The organism is Oscillibacter valericigenes (assembly GCF_021531915.1).
Lineage (GTDB): Bacteria > Bacillota > Clostridia > Oscillospirales > Oscillospiraceae > Oscillibacter > Oscillibacter valericigenes_A.
The window spans coordinates 12950-38144 of record NZ_JAFBIV010000018.1 but is presented as its reverse complement, the minus strand read 5'-3'; the positions used below and the strand labels follow the sequence as shown (position 1 = coordinate 38144).

The window sequence follows — 25195 nt, the reverse complement described above, 5'->3', positions numbered from 1 at the left end:
ATCGAATGGACCAGTTCCTCTTTCTGCTGCCGCTCCATTTGCAGCAACCGGGGGAGGGGGCTAGGGGGGAACCGCAGGTTCCCCCAGTTGATTTGCCTACGGCAAATCAAGAATATTCAATCATTTTCGCCGCGGCGTGTACGTGGCGAAAATACCTTGACCTAGCCGCCCTGGGCGGCGACACCAGTGACGCGGCGTCACTGGTGGGGGGAGATTCTCAAGAGGGGGCCTGCCCCCTCTTGAAGCCCACATTAACCCGATGGCCGCGTCACGCTCAGCACGCCGGAGATCTGATGGAGCTTGTTCATCAGTGTCGTCAACTGCTGGCCGTCCCGGATGCGGACCTCCAGACGGCAGATGGCGAAGCCGTCCTCCGTGGAGCGGGTATTGATGCCCAGCACGAAGGTGTTGGTGGTGGACAGGGCGGCAGAGATATCCAGCAGCAGGTTGTGGCGGTCCTTGCACAGGGCCTCCAGAATGGTGGGATAGCTCTCATTGGTGTCGCTGCCCCAGGAGACCTTGATCCAGCGGCCCGCCTGGTCGGGAGAGGCCCGCTTTTCCGGAGAGGCGTTGGGGCAGTCCGCCCGGTGGACGGACACGCCGTAACCCCGGGTGATGAAGCCCACGATCTCGTCGCCGGGCACCGGGGTGCAGCACTTGGAGAACTTCACCAGACAGTTGTCCAGCCCCTCCACAATGATGCCCTGCTCGCTCTTGATCTTCTTGGGCTCCGGCGTGCGGGTCTCCTCCTTGGGAGGCTTGGCCTCGGCGGCCTCCGCCGCCTGCTGCTCCAGCTGGTGCTGCTTGGCGACCCGCTGGAGCTCACCCTGCATCCGGCTGACGGCCTTCTGGGCGGAGAAGCCGCCGTAGCCGATGGCAGCGTACATCTCTTCCAAAGAGGGGTAGGAGACCTTTTTCAGGATGCCCGGCAGGACCTCCGGGTCTGTCACATCCCGCATGGAGAGACCGCAGTGCTTCAGCTCCGCTTCAAAGGAGGCGCGGCCGTTGGCGATGTTCTCTTCCTTCCGCTCCTTCTTGAACCACTGGCGGATCTTGCTGCGGGCTTCCGTGCTCTTGGCGATCTTCATCCAGTCGCGGCTGGGGCCCTTGGCGTTCTTGGCGGTGAGGATCTCCACGATGTCGCCATTTTTCAGCACGTGGTCCAGGGTCACGATGCGGTTGTTGACCTTGGCGCCCACCATCCGGTTGCCCACGGCGGAGTGAATGGCGTAGGCGAAGTCGATGGGGGTGGCGCCGGCGGGCAGATTCTGCACGTCGCCGTTGGGAGTGAAGACGAACACCTCATCGGAGAACATGTCGATCTTCAGGGAGTGGATATACTCCTCGGCGTCAGCGCCCTCCTGATTTTCCAGCAGGCGGCGGACCCACTCGTAGCGGCCCTCCGTGCCGGAGCCCTGGCCGTTTTGCTTGTACTTCCAGTGGGCGGCCACGCCGTACTCGGCGATCTCGTGCATCTCCCGGGTGCGGATCTGCACCTCGAAGGGATAGCCGTCGTTGCCCATGACGGTGGTGTGCAGGGACTGGTAGCCGTTGGGCTTGGGAGTGCCTATATAGTCCTTGAACCGGCCCAGAATGGGCTTGTAAAGATCATGGATGACGCCCAGAACGTTGTAGCAGTCGCCCACGTTCTCCACGATGACCCGGAAGGCGAACAGGTCGAAGATCTCGTCGATGGACTTGTTCTGATTGAACATCTTCCGGTAGATGGAGTAGGGATGCTTCATGCGGCCGTAGACGATGTGCTGGATGCCCAGCTCGTTCAGCCGCTGGTCCACCTGGTCCCGGGTGCGCTGCATGAAGGCCTCATATTCGGGCCGCTTTGCCTCGGTTTTGGAGACGATCTCCTCGTAGCCAACGGGGTCCAGATATTTCAGGGACAGGTCCTCCAGCTCCCACTTGATGCGCTGCATGCCCAGCCGGTGGGCAATGGGTGCGTAGATCTCCATGGTCTCCAGGGACTTCTGCTTCTGCTTGGGCGGAGACTGGTACTCCATGGTGCGCATGTTGTGGAGCCGGTCGGAAATTTTGATGAGGATGACCCGGATGTCCTTGCTCATGGCAAAGAGCATCTTCCGCAGGTTCTCCATCTGCTCGTCTTCCTTGGTGGCGTACTGGATCCGGGTCAGCTTGCTGACGCCCTCCACCAGGTTGGCGATGGTGGGGGAGAAGAGCCGGGCCACATCCTCGTGGGTGGCCTCCGTGTCTTCAATCACATCGTGGAGCAGGGCGGCGATGATGGACTCGCTGTCCAGCTTCTGGTCCGCCACGATCTGGGCCACTGCCAGGGGATGGATGATATAGGGCTCGCCGCTTTTCCGCTTCTGTCCCTCGTGGCACTTGTCCGCGTATTCAAAAGCGGCGCGGATCTGGTCAAAGTCCGCCGCGGCGTTATAGCTTCGTATGGTTTTTTCCAACAGGTCGTATTGTTCCTGCAGGGTCATGCCTGGTCACCTCGGTTTCGGTCAGTAGGGTCATCCCGCAAACGGGAGAGATAGGGGCAGGCGAACAGGTCCACCTTGCCCTGGGTGGTGTTGAGACAGAGGATCGTCCGGTCACCCTGGACTGTCATGGAGATCAGCCCTCGCTCCCGGAAGACCTGCAGCGCCAGCGCCGTGCGGAGAAAGCTCTCGCTGCCCCCGGACTGGGCGGCCAGCCGCCGCAGATAGGGCAGGGTGTCCTCCTCCGCCTTTCCCTGGCGCAGGTGCCGCTCCAGCACCCGCCAGCAGGCGCCGAACTGGTCCCGGGAGGCGCCCAGCCGGGCCGTCTCCTGAGCCGTGACGGGGCCGCCGGTCATGAGCCGGTCCAGCAGCTCCAGGTCCGCCGCCTCGTGGCGGCTGGGGACCAGGGAGGGGCGAATGTCGATCAGCTGCAGCTGCAGCGTTGTATTCCCGCGAAATGTATTGGCTTGCAGGTAGAAGGCGGCGTCCACCCGGCTGCCGGCGGTGACGCCGCACTCCTGCTCCGTCACAGAGAAGAAGATGGCGTCAAACCGGCAGGTGCCCTTGGAAAGCCTGAATTTCAGGTGTCGCCCCTGGCCTACGGACTGGATAGCGTCCACCGTGGCACCCAGCAGAGCGAAAGCGGGACGGGGGTTTCCGGCGCCGTAAGGCTCCAGCAGGCTCAGCTGCTCCACCTGGTCCAATGTCACCTCGCCGGGACAGGCGATGGCGGCGTCCAGCTCCAGGGAGGACACCGGCAGCACGCCGTCCATGGCGGACCGGACGTAGCGGTTCATCCGTTGGCGGAAGGCGTCGATGTTGCCCTCGGGGATGGTGAAGCCGGCGGCCAGCTCGTGTCCGCCGTAGCCGTCCAGCAGGTCGGAGCAGGATTCCAGCGCCGCGAACAGGTTGAAGCCGCCGTAGGATCGGCAGGAGCCCTTGCCCGTGCCGTCCTTCAGATGGATCATAAAGCTGGGACAGGAGTATTTCTCGCTGAGACGGGAGGCCACAATGCCCACCACGCCCTGATGCCAGTCCTCGCTGGACAGCACCAGAGCGCTGCGCTCCTCACTGCGCAGCTTCTGGATCTGGTCGATGGCGTCGGCGCAGATGGCCTGCTCCACCGCCTGCCGCTCCCGGTTCAGGTCGCACAGTTCCCTGGCCAGTTCCTCCGCCCGGGCGGGGTCGTCGGTCTCCAGCAGATCCGCCGCCAGGTCGGCGGCGCCCATGCGGCCCGCCGCGTTGATGCGGGGGGAGAGGACAAAGCCGATCTGGATGGAGGTGATAGGCTTGCCCAGCAGGCCCGCCTCCTTCAACAGGGCGTGCACACCCACAAAATCCGTATGGGGCAGGGCCTCCAGGCCGCAGGACACGATGGTCCGGTTCTCACCCTCCATCCGCATGACGTCGGCAACGGTGCCGATGGCGGCCAGGGTGCAGTAGCGGGCAAAGAGGGCGTCTTCCCGGTTCTCACCGCCCAGGGCCAGCACCAGCTTCAGCGCCACGCCTACGCCCGCCAGATGCTTGAAGGGGTAGGGGCAGTCCGGCCGGTGGGGGTCCACCACGGCCACGGCGTTGGGCAGGGCCTCCTTACACTCATGATGGTCCGTGACCACCACATCCATACCAAGAGAATTGGCAAAATCCACTTCCTCGTTGCCGGTGATGCCGCAGTCCACGGTGATCATCAGGGAGGCACCCTGATCGTGGAGCCCCTGAATGGCGTCTTTGGACAGGCCGTAGCCGTCCTCAATGCGGCGGGGGATATAGCGCAGGCAGTGGGCACCGCAGCTCTTCAGATAGTCCAGCAGCAGCACAGTGGAGGTAATGCCGTCCACGTCATAGTCACCGAAGACGGCGATGGTCTCCCCGTCACTGATGGCCCGCTGGATGCGGCTGACGGCTTTATTCATATCCCGCATCCGCATGGGGGAGATGGTCAGATGCCGCTCCCGGTCCAGGAACTCCGCCGCGTCCTCCGGCGAAGTGATCCCCCGGGCGGCCAGCACGGTGGACAGCAGATAGGGATATCCGGCGCTTCGCAGGAGGGCCACATCCTGCTCCTGCGGCGAGCCGATGTTCCATTTTTGGAATTTCACAGGACGTCCCTCCTTTCTGTGAATATTGAAAAATGAATCTAAAATAACTAATTTATTATAGCAGAAAAGCAATGTCAGGTAAAGAATGAATTTTGAAACTTCTGAATGGTTTCCGCCGGTTTCGACAGGTTCGGTTTGACGGCTGCTGAAAATTCTGGTATAGTAAAGACAATTTGGCACCGAAATGTGCCCAAAGGAGCGAAAGAATGATGAAAAAGCAACTGAAACGGCTGCTGTGCTGCCTGACCCTGTGCGCCGTGCTGGCCGGCGGCCTGACAGTGCCCGCCGCGGCGGGCTTTGCCGATGTGCCGGCCAACCACTGGGCGGGAGAGAGCATCCGGCGCTGTGTGGAGCTGGGGTTCTTTCAGGGCCAGTCCGCTTCCCGGTTCGGCTTGGGCCAGAAGATGACCCGGTCCGCCTTCACGGTGGTCCTGTGCCGTTTCTTCGGCTGGGAGACCACTGCCCCTGCCAAAGCCATCTATCAGGATGTCCCTGCGGACGCCTGGTATGCCGGCGCCGTGGAGGCCGCTTACAGCCATGGGGCCCTCACCGACCAGCGGGAGCACTTCCGCCCCAACGACCCCATCACCCGGGAGGAACTGGCGGTGATGCTGGTGCGGGCCATGGGCTACGGCACCATCGCCGGCCTGGCCCAGGATCTGCCCATGCCCTTCCGGGACGTGACTACCAATACCGGCTATATCACCATGGCCTATGATCTGGGACTGGTGAGCGGCACCACGGCGGACACCTTCTCTCCGAACCGGGCCGCCACCCGGGAGCAGGTGGCGGTCATCCTGATGCGGCTGTACGACAAACTCCATCAGACGGGACCGGGACAGATCGCGGTGGCCTCCGCACCCGGAGATTTCACCGGACTGGAGGCGGTGGCGGTCCCGGCGGGCCGCCTGATCGTTGTGAACGGTAAGCCCATGGTCAACACCACCATGGATCAGAAGGAAGCAGCCTCGATCCTGGAAGCTGCCAAACAGGCCGGGGCCAAAAAGCTGCTGTACCTCACCGGCGGCCCCTCCGCCCTGAACGGCACCGCCATCGGGACCGCGGGCACTGTGGCAGCAGAAGTCTCCGCCGGCGGCTATGACGGTGTCCTGCTGGAGGTCCCCGCACTCAGCACCCAAAAAAGCGGTGCCATGACCAATCTGGTGAAGGCACTGGACAAAGCGCTGGGGGACAAGCTCCTGTATGTGCTGGCAGAGGCACCCTCCCGGACAGGCAAGACCTACGGCTATGAATATGAGGCCCTGGCAGCGGCGGCGGACCGGCTGGTGCTGCGGCTTGCCCTCTATGAGACCTTCTCCGACGGCTTTCCCACCGCTCCGGTGGATCCCCTGGAGGAGATTTACTACGCCCTGGGAACCCTGTGCGACAGCATCGACAGCGGGAAGCTGGCTCTGATGGTGACCACCGGTGTCTCCGCCTGGAGCGGGCAGAAGAAGTACAGCCTCACCCAGGAAGAATATGAAGCTCTGCTGGCCGACCCCAAAACAGGCTTCCACTACTCCAATCGCTACGCCTGCGCCTACCTCACCGGCACGGTGGGCAGCAGCAAGAAGGAAGTGGTGGTCTGGTATCTGGACCGGCAGGCGGCGGCCGCCCGGCTGCAGATGGCCCAGGCCTTCGGCGTGGGACAGCTGTGCCTGGATAACTGGGCTGCTGCCAGCCCGGACCTGCTGTCCGGCCTGCGCTGAGCGCAAAATATACAAGCAGAGCAGAAAAGCCCCCATCCCGAACGGGATGGGGGCTTGAATTTGCAGTATTTATATACGTTACAGATACTTCTGCATAGCGTCGGTGGCGGCAGAGGTGTCAGCGCTGATGGTGGCGGTGAACTTGATGTTGTTCTGCTCGCCGAACACATCCAGCCAGTTCAGGAACTCCTCGGTCTCCTTGTCCACGTCGTGGCCGGTGATCTTGCACAGATTGTCGATAAACACGTGGGTGATATCGTAGTTGCCTGCGTACAGGCCGCTGATAAAGCCGCGCATCAGGTCGTAGTTGTTCAGACGGTACTCCTGCGCGTCGATGAGACGGATATGATAGTGGATATCATACGTCATGTTGCGGTTGGCCTCGATGCAAACCACGTTGCCGGGCTCGTCTTTTGCCGCGTTGTTGATCAATTCAATGAGCTGCTTGGTCTTGCCGGAACCCTTCATGCCCATAATCAGTCTAACCATAGTAAATCACTCCTGTCCTTTATTTGCGGGGGAACGTTGCTACACTAAGCATAGCATAAAGAAATGGAAAATACAATGCAAAAAAGCAAACTCTTTCTTTGTGGATATTAGCCATTGACAATACGACGGGAAAAGTGAAAAGCGGCGGCTTTTGCCGCCGCTTTTTTCGTTATTTATTCAGCTTGGCCTCCAGCTCAGCCTTCCGACTCTCGTAACCGGGCTTGCCCAGCAGGGCGAACATGTTCTTCTTGTAGGCCTCCACACCGGGCTGGTCGAAGGGATTCACGTCCAGTAGATAACCGGACAGGCCGCAGGCGTATTCGAAGAAGTAGATCAGCTGACCCAGGGCCTCCGGGGTCTTGCCGTCGGTCTCCACGATGATGTTGGGAACACCGCCCTCGGTGTGGGCCAGCAGGGTGCCTTCCATAGCCCGGTCACGGATGAAGTCCATGGATTCCCCGGCCAGGAAGTTCAGACCGTCGCCGTCGGCCTCGTCCCTGGGAACGTACACCTGGGTGTTGGAGGCGCCCAGCCGCACCACGGTCTCGAACATGAGGCGCTTGCCCTCCTGGATGTACTGGCCCATGGAGTGCAGGTCGGCGGTGAAGTCCACGCTGGCGGGGAACAGGCCCTTGCCGTCCTTGCCCTCGCTCTCACCGTAGAGCTGCTTCCACCACTCGCTCATGAAGCGGAAGGCGGGGTCGTAGCAGGCCAGCAGCTCAATGGGGCGGCCGGAGCGGTACAGCTGGTAGCGGATGGCAGCGTACTCCCAGGCGGGAGAGTTGTAGGAGCCGTCAGCGCAGACCTCCATCATCTCCGCGGCGCCCCGCATCAGGGCCTCGATATCCACACCGGCCACGGCGATAGGCAGCAGGCCCACGGCGGTCAGCACGGAGTAACGGCCGCCGATGTCGTCGGGCACCACGAAGGTCTCCCAGCCCTCGGCATCTGCCAGGGACTTCAGGGCGCCCCGGGCCTTGTCGGTGGTGGCGTAAATGCGTTTGCCGGCCGCTTCTTTGCCGTACTTCTTCTCCAGGGCTTCCCGGAAGAAGCGGAAGGCCACGGCGGGCTCGGTGGTGGTGCCGGACTTGGAGATCACGTTGACGGAGAAGTCCACATCCGCCACCAGATCCAGCACCTCCTGCATGGCGTCGGCGGAGAGACCGTTGCCCACGAAGTAGATGTTGGGGGTGTTCTTCTTTTTCAGGTTATAGTTGGGGGAGCACAGGCAGTCGATGACGCCCCGGGCGCCCAGATAGCTTCCGCCGATGCCGATGACCACCAGAGCCTGGGAATCGGCCTGAATGCGGGCGGACGCCGCCTGGATGCGGGCAAACTCCTCCTTGTCGTAGTCCCGGGGCAGGTGGACCCAGCCGGTGAACTCGCCGCCGGCGCCGGTGCCGTTCTGCAGCTTCTCCTGAGCCTTCTTCAGCCGGGGCGCCAGAGCCTCTTTGTAGGGCAGGGGCAGAAAGCTCTGCATCTCAAACAGCTTCACATCCAACATAAGTACGCTTCCTTTCTTTTGCACCGGGGCGAGGTGTGCCCCGCAGTCCTGTTAGGAAAAGTATAACATCCATTGCCATGTGCGGCAAGAGGAATCCGTCGGGGAAGCATGGAAAAAAGAAGAAGTTCCTTGTCAGCCTGCCAAAAAGGCCGTTTTCAGCAGACGCAGCAGCATTTGCCTGTAAGTGACCCGGGGGACCTCTTCACCGGCCAGCAGGGGGATCTCCGCCACGGTTTCACCGCCGGAGGTCACGGTGAGCGTTCCCAACTGAGCGCCCATTTCCACCGGAGCTTCCACAGTCTCCGCCAGCGTCACCGTCTGCCGCAGGTCTCCCGCCCTGGACTTTTCCAGCAGGAGGGCGGTGCCCTCTCCCGGCACCGGCTGGACGGTGGCCTGGGTCCCCAGCGTCACGGGGATGGGCGCCAGCGGCGTCTCCGGCGTCACGTTTTTCAGGGCGTAGGTGGCAAAGCCGTAGCTGAGCAGTGTCTTGGCGTCCTCAAACCGCTGGGCGGAGGTGGCGTCCTTCATGATGACGGCCACCAGCTCCATGCCGTCCCGCTCCGCCGTGGCGGAAAGGCAGTAGAGGGCGTTGTCGGTGGACCCGGTTTTCAGTCCGGTGGCGCCCTCGTAAAAGCGAATGAGCTTGTTGGTGTTCACCAGGGAGGACTGGCCGTCCCGCAGGGTGTCCATCCAGATGGTGGTGTACTGGCGGATGTCCGGGTGGTTTTTGATGAGTTCCCGGGACATGACGGCGATGTCATGGGCGGAGGTGACGTGGCCCTCCGCCGGCAGGCCGGTGGCGTTTTTGAAGGTGGTGTCGTTCATGCCCAGCTCCTTGGCCCGCTGATTCATGCGCTCCACGAAGGCCTCCTCGCTGCCGGCGATCTGCTCCCCCAGGGCCACGGCGCAGTCGTTGGCGGAGACGACGCAGACGGCCTTCAGCATGTCGCTGACCGTCATCTGTTCGTGTTCCTTCAGCCAGATCTGGCTCCCGCCCATGGAGCAGGCATGGGCGGAGGCCGTTATCACAGTGTCGTAGGACAGCTGGCCGGAGTCGATGGCTTCCATGGTCAGCAGGATGGTCATGACCTTGGTGACGCTGGCCGGCTCCAGCTTGGCGTGCTCGTCCTTGGCGTACAAGATGGTGCCGGTCTCCTTTTCCATCAGCAGCGCGGACGGCGCCGCCACTTCCACCGCACGGGCTCCGACGGTTAAAAGCAATACGGCGCCCAGCAGAGCAATGACTTTTTTCATGGTAGTCCCTCCTCGCATCATTGATAAAATCTATGAAGGAGAAAGGACATTCATGCGGGCGGAACGGATATCTGTCCGGTGCATCCCAACGGTCTCCACGCATGCGGGATGTAAAAAAGACCTGGAAACAAAAAAGAAAACCCTGTAACTTCATAGTTACAAGGTTTTCTTTGGCGGAGAAGGAGGGATTCGAACTGGTATATACTGGATTTTTCCATGTGCCGGGGTGTCCCTCCAAGTGCCGCTAAGTGTTGCAATTCCAGGCTTTTTTGAGAAGCAAATCTTATTTGATGTCAGTGCGTGCCGACCGGTTTTGCCGTGGTAAGGGTCAGAATAAGGGTCAAATCCAAATAAAAAGAAGATCAAAATGCTGCCATCAATGTATGTCCTGCCTGCGCCTTGCAGAATTTGAGCCGTCAATATTTTTTCAAACAACGGATGGAAAAGACTCTCACCAAGAAGCCGGAGGAGTTTGCTCCCCATGCTTCTTGAAGAACGTGCTCTGTGCGAGAACATGGAGTGCTTCAAGGAAATTGCTGCCTGCTGCAATATTCCGTTTGCCACCAGCAAGCGCCTGTTCACAAAGTGTGGAGTTGGTCGTTAGCAACGTATTAGCAAATAACCATATTCATGAGTTTAAGTAACCGCAAAATCACCTCACAGAAAAGTCTGGTTGCTTTCTGACAGATTTTTCTGTGGAGGCAGAAAACCATTGCACTTTAAAAGTTTTTAATCGCCGAGTATGGCCCGAAAACGGGACTATTATGAGTGCAGCGGAAACCTTATACTTGGGGAAATTATGTCAGAGGACCGCAGCTTTCGCGAGCAATATATTGCGTCTCCAGCATACGACTTCTGGGTGTTGTTACGTTGTTGGACATGATTTCAAGCAGCAGCGCAAGGCACTCGGCGGCCATTTTCTCCATCGGGAGGTTTACCACGCTTAAGCTGGGAACGGACGCCCGGTCGACATCCTCGGAGCCGTTACCGATCGCAACCAGCTTCGGCATATCCTCAGGATGAATACCTGCATCCCAGAATGCACGGATGACGCCGTGGGCGATCATGGAGGAACCACAGAAAATGCCCTGCGGCAATGCGTCTTTCCACTCCTTTGCCAAACGGCTCCGCACCGCTTCATAGCTGCCTCTGACATTGTTATCGCAGTAAATCGCGGCGGGACATGCCATGCCGCAATGGGCAGCCTCCAATGTGAAGCCTTGAATACGCACTTCCATGCCTTCAAACACCGAAGGGCCGGTTATCACTGCTGCACTGGCGCAGCCTGAATCCGCCAAAGCCCGGGCAGCCAGAGCGCCCATGCGGGCATCGTCTACGTTGACGCTGCAATAGCCGGGACACTGCCGATTATACAGCACTACCGGAATGGCCAGCTGTGTATCCTCCATAAACTTCAAGTCGGCATAGGAGGGGTTGCAGATGATGGCCGCGTGGCAATCACTGGCGCTGGTCAGCGCGCACACTTCATTGAGATGGTCGTTTGTATACGGGTAGATCACAAGACGGATGTTTCGCTCCTGCTGCATCAGTGCGTGGCGCAGGCCGTCCCAAAAGCGGATCATCATGCTGGCGCGAAAGTCCTGCGCCCACATCATGGCGATGACCAGCTGATTGCTGCCGCCACGCAAGCTGCGGGCGGCCATATTGGCCTGGTAACCCATTTCAGCAGCTTTATCAAAAATACGCTTTTGCGTCTGCTCGCTGATTCTGCGCTCGGCGGCTTTTCCGCCCAGCACAATGCTGACGGTACTAACGGAGACGCCAAGCTCCTGCGCAATTTGTTTGATCGTTACCACAGAAGAGTCCTCCCGCTTTGACAATGGTGATTTCGTGCAGGCCGATTCCTGCTTGCTCGTCACATCAAAAAATACAAATTTTTCTATTTTATTATTATAGCACGGGTTTCTCCACGGTTCAAACCAAAACTATCAGAAAAAAACACAAAAACATCGTTAAGATTGACAGATTAAGGACGGTTTTTTAATCAAATCGACATATTTTAACAAAGTGTGAACTTCTGAATTGACATTGCTCAAACGTTGTACTAGAATGGGTCTCAAGAAGCCGCTCAAACGTTCTACCAAAACGTTATAGCTTGTTTAGCTACCGGGTGGCATGTCAAATTCACCACTTTTTCAGGAGGCAGGAGCAAATGAAAAAAGTAGCAATCGGCGGTGGCCAGGGCTTCTGGGGCGATAGTCCCGATGCGGCCATCCACATGATCCGCAAGGGTGACATTCAGTACATGGGCTGCGACTACCTGGCAGAGCTGACGCTCTCCATCATGGCTAAGCAGCAGCTGAAAGACCCGACCAAGGGCTTCGCACCCGACTTCACCACCCGCATTCTCAAGGCCGCCGGTAAGGAAGCCTGGGACAAGCACATTCGTATCTGCACCAACGCAGGCGGCATGAATGTCACCGGCTGCGTGGATGCCATCAAGCAGTGGGCCGAAGGCGAGAACATGACCGGTTACAAGATCGGCTATGTGACCGGCGACTCCATCAAGGACAAGATCCCCCAGCTGCTGAAGGATGGCTGGACCTTCCCCAACTTTGACTACGACGGCGACTTCAACGAAGTGGTCAAGAACATCTACAACTGCAACGCATACATCGGCCATGAGGGCATTGAGGCCTGCCTGGCTGACGGCGCTGATGTCGTCATTACTGGACGTGCTGCTGACAGTGCGCTGTTCCTGGCTCCCCTGAAGTATGAGTTCGGCTGGGCTGCAGACGATTGGGACAACCTCGCCCGCGGTATTATGGCCGGCCATCTTCTGGAGTGCGGTGGCCAGGGCGCCGGCGGCAACTACATGTATGACTGGCGCAACGTGCCCCGCATGGACGAGCTGGGCTTCCCCATTGCCGAGCTGACCGAGGACACCATGGAGATCACCAAGGCTCCCGACTGCGGCGGTGTCATCTGCGAGCAGAGCTGCAAGGAGCAGTTCCTGTATGAGGTCCACGATCCTGCCAACTATCTGACCCCCGACGTCAATGTCGACGTCAGCCACGCCACCCTGACTCAGGTGGGCGAGAACCGCGTCCGCGTGGGCGGCATCAAGGGCAAGCCCCGGCCTGACACCCTGAAGCTGTGCGTCGGCTATCATAAGGGCTGGAAGACCGTTTCCATGCTGAGCTTCGCATGGCCCGACGCCTACGAGAAGGCCCAGTACTGCGCCGAGGTCATCATGAAGAAGATGCAGCGCCGCGGCATGAAGGCTGACGATGTGCATATCAGCTTCATCGGCCTGAACAGCCTGCATCTGGGCGTTGCCGACATGAGCGAGGAAGCTCTGAAGAATCTGAACGAGTGCGTGCTGCGGATCGCCGTGTTCAGCGAGGACAAGGCCGAATGTGCCAAGATCATCCCCGAGATCAGCCCCCTGCAGCTGAATGGCCCTCCGGGTGCTTCCTTCTTCGGCGGTCGCGCTCACGTTCAGGAGGTTATGGCTCTGTGGCCCACCACTGTGCCTCGTGACGCATTGAACATTGAGAGTCATATTCTGGAGGTAAAGTAACATGCCTGAGATTTATCTGAATGACATTGCCCATGGCCGCAGCGGCGATAAGGGCGACACCAGCAACGTTTGCGTTTACGCACGGAAGCCGGAATACTACAAGATCATCGAGCGTGAAGTGACTCCCGAGAAGCTGAAGGAGTACTTCGGCGATATGGTCAAGGGTGAGATCACCCGTTATGATGTGCCCACTCTGGGCGGCTTCAACTTCGTGATGAAGCACGCTCTGGGCGGCGGCGCCACCATGTCCCTGCGCCTGGACAGCCTGGGCAAGTCCATGGGGAGCGCTGTGATGCGTATGAAAATCCACGTGGAGGACGGTGAGCTGTAATGAGCGAGCATATGGCACTTGAGAACCTTACGGTTCTGGACCTGACGCGCGTTCTGGCCGGCCCCGTCTGCACCATGATGCTGGCCGATATGGGCGCGAACGTCATCAAGATCGAAGTTCCCAACGGCGGTGACGACACCCGTGGTTATCCTCCTTTCCGCGCTGAGAACCTGAACGGTGAGCGCGAGAGCCTGTATTTCGCAAATATCAACCGCAATAAGAAGGGCATTACTCTGAACCTCAAGACCCCCGAGGCCAAGGAGATGTTCAAGGAGCTTGTCAAAAAGGCTGATATCGTTGTTGAAAACTATCGTCCCGGCGTTATGGACAAGCTGGGTCTGGGCTATGATGTGCTGAAGGAGATCAACCCCCGCATCATCTATGCCGCAGTCTCCGGCTTTGGCTGCTACGGCCCCTACAGCCAGCGCCCCGGCTATGACATTCTGGGTCAGGCCATGGGCGGCATGATGGCCATTACCGGCCCCAAGGGCGGCGCTCCTACCCGCGCAGGCAGTGCTCTGGGCGATATGCTGGGCGGCCTGAATGTGACGATCGGTATTCTGGCTGCTGTCAACGCCCGTACCATCACCGGCGTTGGCCAGCGTGTGGATGTTTCTCTGATGGACAGCGTGATCGCCGCCACCGAGAACACTGCGCTGAAGTATCTGGAAAGCGGCGTCCTGCCTCCCCGTATGGGCAACCGTTACGCTGCCGTTTCTCCCTACGACGCATTCAAGTGCAAGGACGGCGTAATCATCATCGCTGCCGGCAACCAGCGTTTGTATGAGAAGCTGTGCACCGAGATCCTGGATCGTCCCGACATGGTCACCGATCCCCGCTTTGTCGATATGCCCGGCCGTCTGGCAAACCAGGATGCCATCCAGGAAGTCATTGAGGATAAGCTTAAGGACTACACCATGGAGGAGGCCACCAATTTGATCCTGTCCAAGGGCATTCCCGCCGGCCCCATCATGGACATCAGCCAGATCCTGGCCGACCCCCATGTCAAGGAGCGCGAGATGTTCATCGAAATGGATCATCCCACCCTGGGCCGTATCACGGTCAACGGCTGCGCTGTCAAGCTCATGGGCACCAAGCCCTCTGTCCGCACCCCCGCTCCCCAGCTGGGCCAGGATAACGAGGAGATCTTTAAGGGTATGTTGGGCATGACGGATGAGCAGCTCAAGGCCCTGCACGAAAAGCAGGTATTCTGATCTGTCCAATGGACGCTACCCGCAAAAAATCCCATGATGAAGCACATCCATTGATGCGGTATTTCATATGTGTGCTGCAGGCTGATAGGGCTGGAGTATCACAGTGCCGATGAGCGAGCAGGCACGCATATGATTCCGCAAAAATGGTTTGCGTACCGCATCCTTTCGATATGCCGAGATCTTTTTCCTGACCACCGTGTATCGAAAGGATTTTGGCCTGTACTGAGAAGGAAGAGAGATATATCCAACAGATATAAAAAATGGAGGAAATCAATATGTTAGCTGTTCTTGGCTTTGTCACCATTGTTGCGGTGCTGGCCCTGATCATGAGCAAGAAGGTCTCCACGCTGATTGCTCTGATTTTCGTCCCCGCGATCACCGGCTTCATCGCTGCTTGGATGAACGCCCCCGAGGCCATCATCACTGCCGCTGAGGCTGCCGCAGAGAAGGCTGGTACTGAGTTTGTCGCTCCTACCATCACCTTCGGCACCCAGCTCACCAAGGCTCTGTCCATGCTGAGCGCCGACTACATGGGCAAGGGTCTGTCCAGCATCGTTGCCACCGGCGTCATGTTCATCTTCGCCATTCTGTTCTTCAGCACCTGCTCTGACGCCGGTGTGTTCGATCCCATCATCAATCGCATTCTGAAGCTCACCGGCGAGGACCCTGTTAAGATCTGCATCGGCACCTTCGCCATCGGCTGCATCTGCCACCTGGACGGTTCCGGCGCCACCACGTTCCTGATTGCCATTCCCGCCTGCATGCCCATGTTCAAGAAGATGAAGATGAACCTGTGGGTCGAGGCAACTCTGGTTGCTCTGGCCGCCGGTATCATGAACGTCATGCCCTGGGGCGGCCCCACCGTCCGCGCTGCCGCCGCTATGTCCGGCCTCGGCTATGAGGTCACCGGCGGTGAGCTGTGGGTCGCCATCATGCCCGCGTGGATCATCGGCCTTGTCGCCTGCGTTGGCGTTGCCATCATCCTGGGTAAGAAGGAAGCCAAGCGCATCGCTGCAGGCATCCCCGCCCAGGAGGTCACCGGCCTGACTGAGGCCAGCACCGCCACCAACAACAGCGACCTGGTCCGCACCGGCTGGCATTGGTACTTCAACGTCGCTCTGATCGTTGTTGTCCTGATCGTCCTGATCAAGGGCTGGTTCAGCCCCGCTGTCACCTTCATGATCGGTTACTGCATCCTGCTGATCGTCAACTATCCCAACGTCAGCCTGCAGCACCGCATCATCAACAGCCATGCTGAGGCCGCTTTCCTGATGGTCTCCATCGTGTTCGCCGCTGGCGCCTTCACCGGCGTTGTGAAGAACTCCGGCATGCTGGCTGCCATGACCAACGCTCTGGTCGCCGTGATCCCCAGCACGCTGGGCACCGTGATCGCTCCCATCGTCGGCATCTTCAGCGTGCCTCTGAGCCTGCTGTTTGACCCCGATTCTTACTACTATGGTGTTATGCCCGTTATCGCCAGCGCCGTTTCCGCTATGGGCGGCTCTGCTCTTGCTGTTGCGAAGGCTTCCATCATGGGCCAGATGACTCTGGGCTTCCCCCTGAGCCCCCTGACCGGCGCTACCTTCCTGCTGCTGGGTCTGTCCGGCCAGGACCTGGGCGACCATCAGAAGCACACCCTGCCTTATGCATGGGCTGTTTCCGTCATCATGGTCGTGGTCGGCTGTGTTGCCTGCGGTCTGCTGTTCTGATTGCTTCCCTTCGGTAATCAGTTTTCAATCAAGCATTTCAGCTTTGCTTGAAAACAGGCAGGCCGGGTACTCTTACCCCTCTTCCGCCTTCACAGGGATACTACTGTGAAGGCGGGAGCTCCTGAGGGCTTGTACATCGCAGTACGAGCCTTGAGGAGCTCTTTGACTATGGAAAATTCTTTTTGCACGGATTATAATAACAATGCAGAAATGCAAGGGGGTGTCGCTATGCCGCAGGATCACACCGTGGAAGAACTGGCCGCTGAAGTTCTTGCACTGGCACATAGCCGTTTGACGGCCGATCTGCGGTTTCTCTCAGCGTCCCTTGAACGGCTGCACCCCGTCCCACTTTTCGATTTGACCACTGTGATGGCCACAGATGGTCATTATCTTTATTATGCCCCTGCGGAGCTTCTGCGCGTCTTCCACGCAGATCAGCACCACCCTGTGCGCGTTTTGCTTCATGCCACGCTGCACTGTCTGCTGGGGCATCCTTTCCAGCGTCAGGAAAAGGACACTGCTTTGTGGAATTTAGCCTGTGATATCGCAGTTGAGGAGGTTATCCGCGAACTGGATATCTTGTCTTGCACGCTTCCCTCCGACAAGGATCAGGAGAGCTGGAGACTTCGTTTGGCAGAAAACTGTCCGCACATGACTGCTGAAGAACTATACAATTTTATGTTGCAGCGGCAGTTTGATCAGGAAATTCTGACGGAGCTACATAGATTGTTCCGCCAGGATTTTCATGGCTTCTGGGCAATTCGCAGCACAGACCGCCATGCGAAAAACAGCAGCGGCAAGAAGATACAGCTGACCGAGGAAATGACCCCCAGTGACGAACCGGTTGATGAACTGGGACATCAGGAGGACTCTGACGAGACGGAAGAGACGCTGAAGCGCCGCCGTCAGGAGACTCTGCGCAAGGAGTGGAAGCAGTTAGCCCGGAAAGCGGAGGCCGATCTGCAAACCTTCAGCCGCCGTCATGGAAAGCGGGCAGGCGCACTGATGGACAGTCTTGCTCCCATCACCTTCGAGGAGTGCGATTACAGCGAATTCCTGCGCCGCTTCGGGACCCAGAACGAAGTGATGCAGCTCTCAGACGATGCCTTCGACCTCATTTACTACACCTACGGCCTAAAAAAATACGGCAATGTGCCTTTGATCGAACCGCTCGAGTTCCGCGATGAAAAACGCATCAGAGAGTTTGTCATTGCCATCGATACTTCCGGCAGCGTTCAGGGGGAGATCGTACAGAGCTTTCTGCAGCGGACCTGTGATGTGCTTCGCCAAAGCGGCAGCTTTACCAGCCAGGTCAACATCTATCTCATCCAGTGCGATGCCGAGGTGCAGAGCGTAGAACAGATCACCAGCCTTGACCAACTGGCCCAGTTGATCCCCAAGCTCCGGCTGCGTGGCTTTGGCGGCACCGATTTCCGCCCGGTGTTCGACTATGTGGATCATCTGCTGGAAAAGCGGATCTTGACAAACCTGAACGGTCTTTTGTATTTTACGGATGGCGTAGGAACCTATCCCGAAAAAGAGCCGGATTATAAGACTGCCTTTATTTTTAACAGGGATGATTGCATCAGCCCCCATGTCCCGCCCTGGGCCATTCGTGCGGTGCTGACCACTGATAACATCCGCCTGCTGCGCAAAGCCGAGGAGGAATAAGACATGGATATTGCAAGCGCAAAGCAACAAATCAAAAATACCGTCCAGATCTATCTTCAAAAGGATGCCCTGGGCCGTTATCGCCTGCCGCTGGTTCATCAGCGCCCCGTGTTTCTGCAGGGAGCTCCCGGTCTGGGCAAGACTGCCATCATGCAGCAGATCGCTGACGAGATGGGATTGGGACTGGTCAGCTATTCCATGACCCACCATACCCGCCAGAGCGCCATTGGCCTTCCTGTCATTGTGGAAAAGGAGTATGGAGACAAAACCTATTCTGTCAGTGAATACACGATGAGCGAGATCATTGCCAGCGTGTATGACTGCATGCGCACCACCGGCCGGAAGGAGGGAATCCTGTTCCTCGATGAGATCAACTGCGTCTCCGAGACGCTCTCTCCCGCCATGCTGCTGTTTTTGCAGTATAAGGTTTTCGGCGGCCACCAGATCCCGGAAGGATGGGTGGTCGTTACCGCCGGCAACCCGCCCCGCTTTAACAAGAGTGTGCGTGAATTCGATGCCGCGACCCGTGACCGCCTGAAAATTCTGGAGATCGAGCCGAATTATCCCGCATGGAAGGCCTATGCGCTGGAACACGGCGTCAGCCGCTGTATCATCAGCTATCTGGATATCCGTCAGGATGATTTCTACAAAGTGGAAACCACGGTAGACGGACTGACGGTAGTGACGCCCCGCGCATGGGAGGATCTGAGCGAGATCCTGCAGTTCCATGAGGAATTGGGCCTGCCGGTCAGCGAGGACCTGACCACCCAGTATCTGCAGAACAAGCAGGTCGCCCGCGATTTCGCGATCTATTATGAGCTGTATCAAAAGTACCGTCAGGTCTACCGTGTGGAGGAGCTACTCTCCGGCGTGTGGGATGACGCCACGCTGGAGCAGGCCCGTACCGCCAAGCTGGACGAGCGCATGAGCTTGGTCAGCCTGCTGCTGGAAGCGATCTTCGGCGGCATGGAGCGCTGCACGACCCGCCATGATGCACTTGCTCTGGCAGTGAACAGTCTCAAGGCAAAAAAGGAAGCGCTCAGTGCTCCCGGCGACACCGCAACTGCACTGGCGTCACTGGAGGATGCCTGGCGTGCCGAGGCAAAGACTGCCCCCGCTATGAAGCAGAAAGCCTATCTGGATCTGCTTGCAGTCAGCGATGGCTGGCATACACATCTGGAAGGGAGCACGCCCTTCGAGGCGCTGCGAAGCTGCTACAAGTCTGACGTGGCCGTCCTGCAGGCAGAGGTCACCAAAGTTCAGGAGCAGATCGGTCAGATGCTGCGCTTCCTTGAAGCGGCTTTTGGAAAGGGCACCGAGCTGAGCCTTGCCGTCAATGACCTGACGGTCACTCCCGCAGCAACCGCGTTCATCGGTCAGTTTTTGAGCAAGGATTACTTCCAGGCAAGCCGCAGCCTGTTGCTGCACCGGCAGGAAGAACAACTGCTCAAGCAGATCGACTTGACTGGGCTGGTGTAACATGGAAATGCTGCGTTTTCTGATCACGCCCGAAGGAACGCTGGGTGAGCCTTATTTCGAAGAAGAAAAAGTAGCGGAAAAGCAGGAACTGCTGCCAGGCGCTGCATTGGCAGCTTTTCTGGAGGATGAGGAAGATGACTGGGGCGGCGATGCTCCGGATGTGAGTGCGGAGTTTGCCCGTCTGGGACATCTTCATGAGGAAATCGACGATGTACAGCTGCCCCTGACTGCCGATTTTGCTGAAAATGCAGACGGCACCCTGACGCTGATGCGCTGGCCCCGGCTGGCGCGCCCCGCCATCATTCCGGCCGCTGTGGACGGCAAGACGGTTACCGCCATTGGTGCGACCGCCTTTTCCAACAGCCATATTGAGGAAACACACTTCGCAAGTTTCGCTTCTTCCCCAATTAGTTACAGTGTTTTCTGTATGCGCATGAGCAAGCACCTCACTGTCGAGCAGCTGGATGAGGGCGGTCCTACTTCTGTTTCCCTGCCTTCCACGCTGACCCATATCGGCCCTTACGCCTTTTGGCATTGCGACAATCTGACAGAAATCACCGTTCCACGCGGCGTTTCTGCACTGCCGGCCGGCGTATTCGGTGAATGCAGCCGTCTGGAAAAGGTGGTCTTGCATGAGGGATTGACCTCGATTGGTTATCTCCCGCGCGCGACGGATCAGGTGATGCCAGATGTCGGCGTATTTGCGGGCTGCCATAGCCTGAAAGAATTGACGCTCCCGTCTACTGTGACCGCTTTGGGCGCTCATAGCTTTAACAGTTCCGGAGTGGTACATCTCACTGCCTTGGATGCAGGCTCTGCGGAAAGGTGGAGCCGTGAGATTGCAGTGGCAACAACTGCTTTTGACCATAGTGCAGCACTGCTTTGGCTGGATAAGGCGGACCTTCACGGAACTGTGCTGTACCGCATTGCCCTGCCGGTGGCCCGGGATAAAATCCTGGCAGGAGACCGGAAATTCGGCAGCATCCTGCGCGTTCCGGTGGATTTCTTCAGAGAAGCACCGTCTTATTTTGACGCCTTGGCACAGGAAGCGTTTCGCCTGGATTTCTCGTTCCGTATGGCGCTGGTGCGACTGCAATATGCGGGGGGCCTTTCCGCCGCGGACCGGGATTGGTATCGGAATCTGCTTGTGCAGTATTTTGACCGCGCACCGCAATACATGCCGCACACACCCGGTGAAAATGAAGAGTTGTCCTACGCACAACTATTTGATTTCCTGGATGCACAGCCTGAATTATCCGCTTCAGATATGAGTTCGCTGCTGCGAACAGCTGGTTTGCTGGGATTGTCTTCTGACCTTCTGGCTCACATGATGGAGATTCGGACTCTGCGATTTGAAACTGTCACTGGGTTTGAGGATTTGGATTTGTAAGTAAGCAAAAGAAGGGTTTCTTAACCGTGATGGTTGCTTTATGATCAGCCCGCGAAAAAAGCTGCGAGCAAGACCGGTGTAGCGTGGCAGTGCTGCATCGGACGGTAGGGGGATGTTGACTGTTGGCAAGTCTACAGGAGAGGGTACTCAACGTATAACGTAATGTATCCTGAATAATAGAAAAAGCCTTATGTTTCAAGCCAAAGAAGCCCATTGGTGGTATAATAGGTGCAAGGAAAACAGCAAAAATCGAGCAAAAACCTTGCACTTGGAGGGCGGCTATGTATCGTTACAGCAATGGACAGATCAGCCTGGCAGATTTCAAGCAGCCGGTTGGCATGAATCTAAAGGAAAATAACCGTTGGGTAAAGAAAGCCCAGACGATTCCTTGGCTGGAGATCGAGAAGCGGTACGCCGCTCTGTTTACCAACCGCAAAGGCAACGTAGCCAAACCGCTGCGTCTGGCTCTGGGTGCCTGCATCATTCAGGCGGAGTATGGCTTCTCGGATGAAGAGACTGCCCTTATGATCCAGGAGAACCCATACCTGCAGTACTTCTGCGGCTATCCCGGCTATGATGACGAAAAATTGCCCTTTGATCCATCCTTGATGGTGTACTTCCGCAAGCGGCTGACGCCGGAAGTGCTGGGCGAAATCAATGAGATGATCGTACGGGACGCAAAGGAGCGTCAGGCAAAAGAGGCAGAATCCAAGGATGACAGTGATGACTCTGACGACCACCCAGGAGGCAGTGGAAACAGCGACACAATGATCGTGGACGCCACCTGCGCACCGTCCAATATCCGTTATCCCCAGGACGTTTCTTTGCTCAATGAGGCCAGAGAGAACGCCGAAAATCTTCTGGATGTTCTCCATGATCCCGCGGAAGGAAAGAAGCCCCGTACTTACCGCAAGCGTGCCCGGAAGGATTACCTGAAATACACCAGATGCCGCAAGCATACCGCCAAGATGACCCGCAAAGCAATTGGAAATCAGCTGACTTACCTCCGGCGTGACCTCGATGCCGTTGATGGCAAACTGTCCCTTGGAAAATCTCTGACCACACGACAGATGGAACGTCTGGATACCATCCGTACCATCTATGAACAGCAGAAGTACATGTACGACAACCGCACTCACAGCGTACCTGACCGGATCGTCAGCGTGAGCCAGCCCTTCGTTCGTCCCATTGTACGAGGAAAGGCAGGCAAGCCGGTGGAGTTTGGCGCCAAGTTGGACATCAGTGTTGTGGATGGGTGGACACGGCTGGAATGCTGCTCCTTTGATGCCTACAATGAAGCTGGGAATCTGCAGGAGATGGCAGAACGGTTCCGGGAGCGGGAAGGACATTACCCAAGCCGCATTCTGGCGGATAAGATCTACCGAAACCGCGAGAATCTCAGTTATTGCAAGGAACATGGCATTTGGCTCTCCGGTCCGGCACTGGGACGTCCCAAGAAGGGTGAGGCCAGAGACAAGGCTCAGGATTACCGGGATGAGTGTGAGCGTGTGGAAGTGGAGCGCAGGTTCAGTCTGGCGAAGCGCAAATGCGGCATGGGACTGGTCACCGCAAAACTGCGGGAGACCGCTGCTCATGTGATTGCCATGTCCGTTCTGGTGCTGAATCTCCGCAAGATTCAGTGCGCCTTTTTGCAACTACTTGCGTTTTTGCGGGCAAGTCTCTCGCCTAAGCAAAAATGGGCCATTGTTCAGTAATCATTAACGTAGACAATCGAGAACGCAGGTGTTGGAAATCTTATTTGATGTCAGTGCGTGCCGACCGGTTTTGCCGTGGTAAGGGTCAGAATAAGGGTCAGAATATAGTCTGATCATGATCGGGCGGGAAGATATGACAAGGGTGGAAAGGACGGGTTGCCCCGGTCTTTCCACCCTTGTTGACTCAAATTGACTCAAAATGATTTGATGTAGAACTTGCTGCGCTGAAAGGGAACCCTGATTTCAGAAAAATCTGCTACGACTCTTTTGCGGGTTTCACCATACCGCGGTCACTTTTTTCAAAACCGAATTTGGCATAGAATGGCTGTGCGTCGCGGCTGACCAGAATGCCCCGCAGGTCACGGAACAATGGGTTTTCCTGAATGGCCTCCAGCAGCGCACGTCCGACACCCTTGTGCTGCCAGGCCGGGTCAACGACTACATCACAGAGGTAGTAGGTCGTCCCATAGTCCGTTACGACACGGGCAAAGGCGATTTGCCTGCCGGTCTCGCGGCAGCGTGCTCCGTAGCAAAAGGAGTGCTCCATTGCCAACCGTTCCTGCTGCTCGGAGCGCTTAGATGCCCAATGGGTGGTTTTCAGCAGGGCCATGACAGCATCCATCTGCATATTGTCAAGGCCCTCAATGATGTCAAAATCCTGCATAGACGCGCTCCTGACTGCGGAAAGGTTTGGCTTTTAAGGGAGAGAACGCTTCTCAATCCTCCGGCAGCTTCCAGTTGAAGAACCGCAGATAGGGGTCACTGGTTTTCTTGCGGAAGGCGTCCATATCCCGCTCCCGCCAGTCGTAGTAGCCGACGCCGGTCTTATAGCCCAGGTCGCCCCGGTCTAGACGCTCCTGCAGGGAGGGATGGACCGTTTTGGTGTCGCACAGGTCGGGATAGAGATAGGTCTCAATGTTGGCAATGAGGTCCAGACCTGCGTAGTCGAAGTGGTCGAACAGGCCGATGGAGGTGTACCGGGGGCCCCAGCTGGAACGGATGCACTTATCAATATCCTCCGGACCGCAGATGCCCTGTTCCACCATATAGACAGCCTCGCGGTACAGCGCGTGCTGCAGGCGGTTGGCGATGAAGCCGGGAGCGGGCTTATTCATTTTGCAGACTTCCCGGCCGCAGGATTCCAGCAGCGTGACGACAGCGTCCAGCGCTTCCTGGGAGGTGAAGTCGTTCTTCACCAGCTCCACGCAGGGGACCATGTGGGGCGGGTTGTAGGGATGAGCCACCATGACCTTCTCCCGCTGGGACATACCGCTGGCCAGGTCCACGGGCGAGATGGCGGAGGTGGTGGAGGCGATGGCCTTCAGATGGGGGCAGTTGGCCTCGATCTGGCGGTAGACCTCGTACTTGACCTCCAGCTTTTCAGTGACACATTCAATGACGACCTCAACGTCCGCCAAATCAGCGTAGTTTTCCGTGAAGGACAGCCGCTTTTCACAGGCGGTGGCCTGTTTTTCCGTGACGAGACCCTGGACGATCAGATCCTTGTAGTAGGTGCGGTATTTTTCCAGACCGACCTCGCTGTTTTTGGCAAGGACGATGGTGGGAATGCCGTTGCCGGTGAACAGCACAGCCAGGCTGATGCCGATCATACCTTTGCCGATAATGGCGACAGAACGCTCAGTCATATTCCGCACCTCTTAGAGCGCGCCTTTGCGCATGATGTAATCGTAAGCGATACGGGCGTTGTTGGTGGAGATATACTCCATGCACTCCGGCTGGCCGATGTCCACGGGGCAGCGGTCGGCGAAGTTGATGCGCTCGATGCACTCCTCACGGGTCCAGCCCTTGTTGATGATGGCGTCACCCACCACGCTGAGCCAGTTGTAGATCAGCTGCTTGTTCTCGGCAATGCACTCTTTGCCCTTGACGGGACCGTGGCCGGGAATGATGTAATCCACATCCAGGCTCTGCAGCCAATCCAGGCTCTTGAACAGGGCGTCAAAGTCGATGCTGTGGAACCAGATCTGGCAGTTGTTGAAGATGTTGTCGCCCACGAACACCACCCGCTCCTCGGGGCAGTAGATGCTGGTCTGCTCAGGAGAGTGGCCGGGGGTGTGGTAGCACTCAAAGGTATGGTCGCCCACCTTCAGCGTCAGCTTGTCGGTGAAGGTGATGTCGGGCTTGCCGATCTCCTCCTCGCCCTCGGGCAGCAGCAGGTCGACCTTGGTGGGATCCTGACGCTTCAGCAGATCCAGATTGTACTCATAAGTGGTCTGGTTGAATGCGGGGGGGATTTTGTAGTAACCGTTGAGCACCTTTTCATGGGCGATGATGGTAGCGCCCTCCTTCTTCAGGTAGGGATTGCCGAAGACGTGGTCAATGTGGGACTCGGTGTTGATGAGATACTTGATGCCGCCGCACTTTTCCTTAGCGAAAGCGATCATCTGCTCCAGCTGAGTGAACCACTGGGCGGTATCGATAAACACAGCGCCCTCGCTGGTCATGACCATGCTGGGGTCGCAGCCGCGCATACCGGTGAAGGTATAGACGTTCGGGGTGATCTGCTCGATTTCAATATCGGGGGAGCTGATGGCGTGATCGTAATCTGCCCAATGGCTCTCGCCAATTCCAACAACTTTTAACATAGGCATATTTCTCCTTGCTTTA

Annotated in this window: 19 protein-coding genes; 9 read left to right on the top strand and 10 right to left on the bottom strand. The window is 57.8% G+C overall.

The features are described 5' to 3' along the window. Positions 1 to 251: 251 nt before the first annotated feature. Together JQM66_RS10535 and recJ are read right to left on the bottom strand one after the other, a co-directional pair. Complete coding sequence (locus JQM66_RS10535) at positions 252 to 2462, bottom strand: RelA/SpoT family protein (protein ID WP_235229835.1); 2211 nt, start codon at positions 2460 to 2462, stop codon at positions 252 to 254. Further along, positions 2459 to 4558 (bottom strand): single-stranded-DNA-specific exonuclease RecJ, encoded by a 2100-nt coding sequence (recJ, locus tag JQM66_RS10530; protein WP_235229834.1) that lies wholly within the window; start codon positions 4556 to 4558, stop codon positions 2459 to 2461. The genes JQM66_RS10535 and recJ overlap by 4 nt, the downstream gene beginning before the upstream one ends. 209 nt (positions 4559 to 4767) lie before the next feature. Between recJ and JQM66_RS10525 the strand changes: the two genes are divergently transcribed. After that, positions 4768 to 6267: an S-layer homology domain-containing protein gene (locus JQM66_RS10525; RefSeq protein ID WP_235229833.1), complete on the top strand. Its 1500-nt coding sequence runs from the start codon at positions 4768 to 4770 to the stop codon at positions 6265 to 6267. A gap of 78 nt (positions 6268 to 6345) precedes the next feature. Here JQM66_RS10525 and JQM66_RS10520 read toward each other — a convergent pair whose 3' ends face one another. From JQM66_RS10520 to JQM66_RS10500, 5 genes are all read right to left on the bottom strand, one after another. Then, positions 6346 to 6756 carry a hypothetical protein gene (locus JQM66_RS10520; RefSeq protein WP_235229832.1) on the bottom strand — a complete coding sequence of 137 codons (411 nt, stop codon included), beginning with the start codon at positions 6754 to 6756 and terminating at the stop codon, positions 6346 to 6348. 169 nt (positions 6757 to 6925) lie between these two features. Beyond that, the gene (locus tag JQM66_RS10515; RefSeq protein ID WP_235229831.1) at positions 6926 to 8260 is read right to left on the bottom strand and encodes a glucose-6-phosphate isomerase; all 1335 of its coding nucleotides are present in this window, start codon (positions 8258 to 8260) and stop codon (positions 6926 to 6928) included. A 132-nt stretch (positions 8261 to 8392) separates the two neighbouring features. Continuing rightward, the gene (locus JQM66_RS10510; protein ID WP_235229830.1) at positions 8393 to 9514 is read right to left on the bottom strand and encodes a D-alanyl-D-alanine carboxypeptidase family protein; all 1122 of its coding nucleotides are present in this window, start codon (positions 9512 to 9514) and stop codon (positions 8393 to 8395) included. A gap of 156 nt (positions 9515 to 9670) precedes the next feature. Continuing rightward, positions 9671 to 10078 carry a hypothetical protein gene (locus tag JQM66_RS10505; RefSeq protein ID WP_235229829.1) on the bottom strand — a complete coding sequence of 136 codons (408 nt, stop codon included), beginning with the start codon at positions 10076 to 10078 and terminating at the stop codon, positions 9671 to 9673. A gap of 233 nt (positions 10079 to 10311) precedes the next feature. Then, the gene (locus JQM66_RS10500) at positions 10312 to 11331 is read right to left on the bottom strand and encodes a LacI family DNA-binding transcriptional regulator (RefSeq protein ID WP_235229828.1); all 1020 of its coding nucleotides are present in this window, start codon (positions 11329 to 11331) and stop codon (positions 10312 to 10314) included. Positions 11332 to 11687: 356 nt separating this feature from the next. Between JQM66_RS10500 and JQM66_RS10495 the strand changes: the two genes are divergently transcribed. The 8 genes from JQM66_RS10495 (at position 11688) to JQM66_RS10460 (ending at position 22567) form a co-directional block, all read left to right on the top strand. Next, positions 11688 to 13058, top strand: coding sequence for an acyclic terpene utilization AtuA family protein (locus tag JQM66_RS10495; protein ID WP_235229827.1), 1371 nt, complete (start codon positions 11688 to 11690; stop codon positions 13056 to 13058). A gap of 1 nt (position 13059) precedes the next feature. Then, the gene (locus JQM66_RS10490; protein WP_235229826.1) at positions 13060 to 13389 is read left to right on the top strand and encodes an AtuA-related protein; all 330 of its coding nucleotides are present in this window, start codon (positions 13060 to 13062) and stop codon (positions 13387 to 13389) included. A gap of 11 nt (positions 13390 to 13400) precedes the next feature. After that, positions 13401 to 14603, top strand: a complete 1203-nt coding sequence (locus JQM66_RS10485; RefSeq protein ID WP_235229825.1) for a CaiB/BaiF CoA transferase family protein — start codon at positions 13401 to 13403, stop codon at positions 14601 to 14603. 275 nt (positions 14604 to 14878) lie between these two features. Next, a complete protein-coding gene (locus JQM66_RS10480) occupies positions 14879 to 16312 on the top strand; it encodes a CitMHS family transporter (protein ID WP_235229824.1) in 1434 nt (477 codons plus the stop codon). 168 nt (positions 16313 to 16480) lie between these two features. Next, positions 16481 to 17983 carry a vWA domain-containing protein gene (locus JQM66_RS10475; RefSeq protein ID WP_235229823.1) on the top strand — a complete coding sequence of 501 codons (1503 nt, stop codon included), beginning with the start codon at positions 16481 to 16483 and terminating at the stop codon, positions 17981 to 17983. A 3-nt stretch (positions 17984 to 17986) separates the two neighbouring features. After that, complete coding sequence (locus JQM66_RS10470) at positions 17987 to 19462, top strand: ATP-binding protein (RefSeq protein ID WP_235229822.1); 1476 nt, start codon at positions 17987 to 17989, stop codon at positions 19460 to 19462. A 1-nt stretch (position 19463) separates the two neighbouring features. After that, complete coding sequence (locus JQM66_RS10465; RefSeq protein ID WP_235229821.1) at positions 19464 to 20852, top strand: leucine-rich repeat domain-containing protein; 1389 nt, start codon at positions 19464 to 19466, stop codon at positions 20850 to 20852. A gap of 281 nt (positions 20853 to 21133) precedes the next feature. Then, on the top strand, positions 21134 to 22567 hold the full coding sequence (locus JQM66_RS10460) for an IS5 family transposase (RefSeq protein ID WP_235229820.1): 1434 nt from the start codon (positions 21134 to 21136) through the stop codon (positions 22565 to 22567). A 256-nt stretch (positions 22568 to 22823) separates the two neighbouring features. On the opposite strand, the gene JQM66_RS10455 is transcribed toward JQM66_RS10460, so the two are convergent. The 3 genes from JQM66_RS10455 to JQM66_RS10445 are packed head-to-tail and all read right to left on the bottom strand — an operon-like array spanning position 22824 to position 25173. Next, positions 22824 to 23231: a GNAT family N-acetyltransferase gene (locus JQM66_RS10455; protein WP_235229819.1), complete on the bottom strand. Its 408-nt coding sequence runs from the start codon at positions 23229 to 23231 to the stop codon at positions 22824 to 22826. 52 nt (positions 23232 to 23283) lie between these two features. Continuing rightward, positions 23284 to 24213, bottom strand: coding sequence for a 3-hydroxyacyl-CoA dehydrogenase family protein (locus JQM66_RS10450; RefSeq protein ID WP_235229818.1), 930 nt, complete (start codon positions 24211 to 24213; stop codon positions 23284 to 23286). A gap of 12 nt (positions 24214 to 24225) precedes the next feature. Then, on the bottom strand, positions 24226 to 25173 hold the full coding sequence (locus tag JQM66_RS10445; protein WP_235229817.1) for an MBL fold metallo-hydrolase: 948 nt from the start codon (positions 25171 to 25173) through the stop codon (positions 24226 to 24228). Positions 25174 to 25195: the final 22 nt, after the last annotated feature.